At 71.1% G+C, this 4095-nt stretch carries 4 protein-coding genes; 1 reads left to right on the forward strand and 3 read right to left on the reverse strand.

The genetic code is table 11. From position 1 onward, the window contains the following. The 3 genes from V7E46_RS32785 to V7E46_RS32795 form a co-directional block, all read right to left on the reverse strand. Window positions 1-724: DUF6801 domain-containing protein (locus V7E46_RS32785; RefSeq protein ID WP_333771812.1), on the reverse strand; the 724-nt coding region annotated here is incomplete at its 3' end. Window positions 725-910: 186 nt separating this feature from the next. After that, window positions 911-1510, reverse strand: a complete 600-nt coding sequence (locus V7E46_RS32790) for a hypothetical protein (protein WP_333771813.1) — start codon at window positions 1508-1510, stop codon at window positions 911-913. 142 nt (window positions 1511-1652) lie between these two features. Then, window positions 1653-2288, reverse strand: a complete 636-nt coding sequence (locus V7E46_RS32795; RefSeq protein ID WP_333771814.1) for a hypothetical protein — start codon at window positions 2286-2288, stop codon at window positions 1653-1655. 417 nt (window positions 2289-2705) lie between these two features. Here V7E46_RS32795 and V7E46_RS32800 point away from each other — a divergent pair, with 417 nt between their 5' ends. Then, window positions 2706-4007, forward strand: coding sequence for a helix-turn-helix domain-containing protein (locus V7E46_RS32800; RefSeq protein ID WP_333771815.1), 1302 nt, complete (start codon window positions 2706-2708; stop codon window positions 4005-4007). Window positions 4008-4095: the final 88 nt, after the last annotated feature.

Below are 4095 nucleotides of genomic sequence, written 5' to 3' on the forward strand. Positions count from 1 at the left end.
TGCCGGGGGTGGGCGACCCGGTGGGTCCTGTGGGGTCGCCGGCCGCCCGTACGGTCGCCAGCAGGGTGTCCTGGCCGGACTTGGGCGAGCAGTCGCCGGTGATGTCGGGAAGCGCCGGGGGGATGCTGCCCGCCGCGGTGGTCCGTCCCGAGCTGGTGCCGAAGCCGGTGGCGGTGCCGGACGCGGTGGGCGCCGGGGTGGCCGGTGGGGTGGGGGCGGCCACCGGGTGCAGCGTCAGGGCCAGGTCGCCGGCCTCGAAGGCCACCGCTCCCGGCGCGGTCACCGACAGCGGCGGCACCGTACCGCCGAAGGCGAGTTGCACGTCGTCCGTGCCGTCGGCCGGCACCCCGGGGGCGGTCAGGCCGGGCCAGGGCGCGTCGGCCGTCGAGGTCCCCTGCGAGACGTGCACGGTCAGCGCCGCCGACCCGGACAGGGCGGCCGCCGGCGCGGGCAGCATGGCGGCGACGCCGGCCCGCGGGATGGTGACCACGGCCTTGAGCGCACCGGGCTGGATGGGCTTGCCGACCGCCGCGCCGCCGGGGTAGTCCTGCGTCAGTGCGACGGTGACATCCTGGGCGCCGGAGGGGAAGCGGCACTCGTAGCCGAGCGTCAGCTTCCCGTCCCCGTCGCCGCCGATGGCCGTGGAGGCCGGCCCGGACAGCAGCCCCGCCACGAGCGCGACCGTGGTGATCGTGGCGAAGCGCACCGTTCGACCCGGTAGCACGGCACCCCTCATCTCTGCATTCCTCCAACAGGCTCAGCGGCAGGACATTACGTGCGGGTAATAAGGCCCGACAAGTGATCGAACGGGCGGACACCTCGCAATCTCGCGGGGCGCTGATTTCTTGTCACCTGATGACAAATCCGGTCCGCCGCTTTGTCATCGGGTGAGTACGCGGACCGCCCGCGACTAGCTGATGCTCTGGGGCGGGGACAGGGTGTAGGCGCTGGTGCCGACGGTCACCGCGTTTCCGTTGTTCAGCAGTCCCAGGCAGCCGGTCACGTTGTAGAGCACCAGCGAGCCGGAGGTCGCGGTCAGCGTCTGCGGGACGGAGTTGCTGTGGCTCCAGCCCAGCGTCCCGCCCGCACCCGCGCCGCCGGGACCCGCGATGGTCGCCTTGCAGATGCCGCTCAGCTGGACGCGGAAACCGGTGAGGGTGCCGGTGGCGACGCCCGTGGTGGCGTTGTAGGTCGTCTCGTTGACCGTCCAGGGCAGGCCGAGGAAGGTCATGGTGAAGGTCAGGCCCGCGGGACCGCTGCACATGGTGGCCGTCGCGGAGGAGACGTGGCCGATGACGGGCGTGGACGAGGACATCAGGGTGCCGCCGAGGTCCAGCGTGCCGCAGGTGATGTCGACCCCGCTGACGGGGTTGCCGATCACCCACGGCGAGGTGGCCGCCGTGAAGGGCCCGCCGGGTGTCACGGTCCCGGCTAAGGCCGAGGTGCTCAGGGTGAGTACGGCTGCGAATGCCGCGATCAGCGGTGCGAGATACCGGAGAGCTCTTCTCATGTCCGTCCCCTTGCCTTCCCTTTCCCGGGACCTTCTCCGACCCTTTCCCGGGAGTTTTTTCCTGGCCTTTCGCTGGCGCGACCCCGGCCCGAATTCCGGGCCGGGGTCCTTTGCGTACGGCATTCCTGCGATCAGCGCCCGATCACGGGGAGGTGATCTTCAGGGTGGTGAGGTTCACGACGTAGCTGCCGTTGAAGACGGCGAGGTCGTTGCTGTTGATCAGGCCGAGGCAGATGCCCGAGACGCTGTACGCCTTCAGGTTGCCGCCGGTGATCGCCAGGGTGTGCGTGCTGTTGGTGTAGGTCGCCGTCAGGGTCGCGCCGGTCGTCACGCCCGACGGGTCGGCGAAGGTGGCGTTGCACAGGCCGGAGAGCTTGGCGATGACACCGGTGAGGGTGCCGGTGGTGACACCGGTGGTGGCGTTGTAGGACCCGGCGTTGATGTGCCACGGCAGACCCTGCGCGGAGACGGTGAAGCTGATGCCGGCCGGGCCGGTGCAGCCGGTGAACGACAGGGTGGCGATGGAGGCGATGCCCGTGCCGGACAGGCCGGTGCCGTTCGGCGCGCTGCCGGTCGCGGCCGACGAGGTGCAGTTGAGCGTCGTGCCGGTGTTGGTGTCCTTCAGGGTCGGCTTGCTCGCGGAGGCGGTGAAGTTGCCACCGCCCGTGACGGTCCACGTGCCGGCCGCCGAGGCGGGGCTGGCGGCCAGACCGACCGCCGCGGCGATCGCGGCACCGGTGACGAACGTGCTCTTGGTGAGAGTGGAGAGCTTGCGCACGGGAGGGTCCTTCCTGGAAGTTGACGTGCTTGATAAACCGGCTCCCGACTTGGGGGGCGGGAATTCGGTTGCGACTCACTACCTGGAACGTTGGATGCCGAATCCGGTCGGCTGCTCTTGCGGTGCTGGACGTTACGCACGGGTAACTCGGGGCGCAATAAGTGCGCCCAAGATTCCCGGCCGGACCTTACCGCCGGGTATTTTTCTGTCACCGCGGACACAGTGCGGGGTCGCGTTTTTGTCCGCGAGTGAGCATCCGCCGCCGCGCCCGGCGCTCCCGGGGCGGCCACGGTACGGTCTGCCGGGCGGCGCCCGCCGAGCACGTTCCCGTGTACGGGGTGCTGCGCTCCGTGCACGATTGGTCTATGTTGCAGCAAGGTTACGGAGCGCGAAGGGGCGCATCCGGAGGGGAGGGGCATGACTGTCATGCGTCAGACACCCGAAAATGCGGAACCTTCCGGTCCGATTCCGCGTGAGTTCGCCGCCGTCATGCGCCCTGAACTGCCGAGTCTTTTAAAGGAGATGGCGGCCGAAATCGTCACCGCCATCCCCGAATACGGTCACCTGCTGGAGGGCCCCAACGCCCGGGTGATCAAAATAGGCATCGAGCAGAGCATCGCCACCTTCGTGGACCGGGTGGCCGCGCCCACCGCCACCACCGCGCTGCGTGACGACCTGTGCCGCCGGTTCGGCCGCTTCGAGGCGTACGAGGGCCGCAGCCTGGACAACTTGCAGGCCGCGTACCGCATCGGCTGCCAGGTCGCGCTGCGCAGGGTCCGCACGGTGGGCCGCCGTTACAGCCTGTCCGCGTCCTTCATGCTGACCTTCGCCGACGCGCTGTTCGCCTATATGGGGGACCTGGCGGAGCTGTCCCGCGAGGGATACGTGCAGGCGCTCGCCGAACTGGGCGAGGAGCCGGACAACCGGCGCCGGCGGCTGCTGCGCCGGATACTCGGCGGCACCGCGGTCGCCCGCAGCGCGCTGGCCGAACTCGCCGAGCACTCCGCCTGGCCGCTGCCCGACGAGGTCACGCTGGTCGCCGTCGCAGCGGACACCCGGCCGTCGCGCTCCGCGCTGGACAAGGACGTCCTGCTGGACTTCGCCGACCCCGAGCCGCACCTGCTGGTGCCCGGCCCGTTCACCGAGGAGCGGCGGCGGTCGCTGGCCGCGGCGTTACAGGGCTGCCGGGCCGCGGTCGGGCTGACCACCTCGCTCAGCGAGGCGGCCGACTCGCTGCGCTGGGCCCGGCAGACGCTGGCGCTCACCGACTCGGGGGTGATCGACGAGGACGCGGTCGCGATGTGCGAGGACCATCTGCTGCCGCTGTGGCTGCTCGGCGACCCGGCGCTGGTCAACCAGATCGCCAGGAAATACCTCGGCCCGCTGGCCGGGCTGACCCCGACCCAGCGCACCCGGCTGATCGACACCCTGCGGATCTGGCTCACCACCCGGGGCACCGCCGCCCAGGTCGCCGACCGCCTGGGGGTGCACCCGCAGACCGTGCGCTACCGGATCCGCATCCTGGACCGGGCCTTCGGCGACCAGCTGGCCGACCCCGACCACCGTTTCGCCACCGAGATCGCGCTGCGCGCACTGCACCTGCGCGAGCACGGCGACACCGCGCACCGCCCGGCGCCGGGCCGCACGACGGCGGACGGCGGCGCCCGCCTGGAGCACCGCCGTCCGCCGTCGGGGAGCCGTTCGGGCTACGAGGTGTAGGCCTCCAGCTCGGAGAGCTGGGCCGCCGGCCAGCCGGTGTTGCCGGTGACGGTGAGCCGCAGGTAGCGGGTGCTGGTGGGGGTCAGGG

The organism is Streptomyces sp. IBSBF 2435 (assembly GCF_036815005.1).
GTDB lineage: Bacteria > Actinomycetota > Actinomycetes > Streptomycetales > Streptomycetaceae > Actinacidiphila.

What these genes read in the sequence shown, in the direction of transcription:
- V7E46_RS32790 (WP_333771813.1), bottom strand. Translation starts at nt 1,510, where the DNA reads ATGAGAAGAGCTCTCCGGTATCTCGCACCGCTGATCGCGGCATTCGCA.
- V7E46_RS32800 (WP_333771815.1), top strand. Translation starts at nt 2,706, where the DNA reads ATGACTGTCATGCGTCAGACACCCGAAAATGCGGAACCTTCCGGTCCG.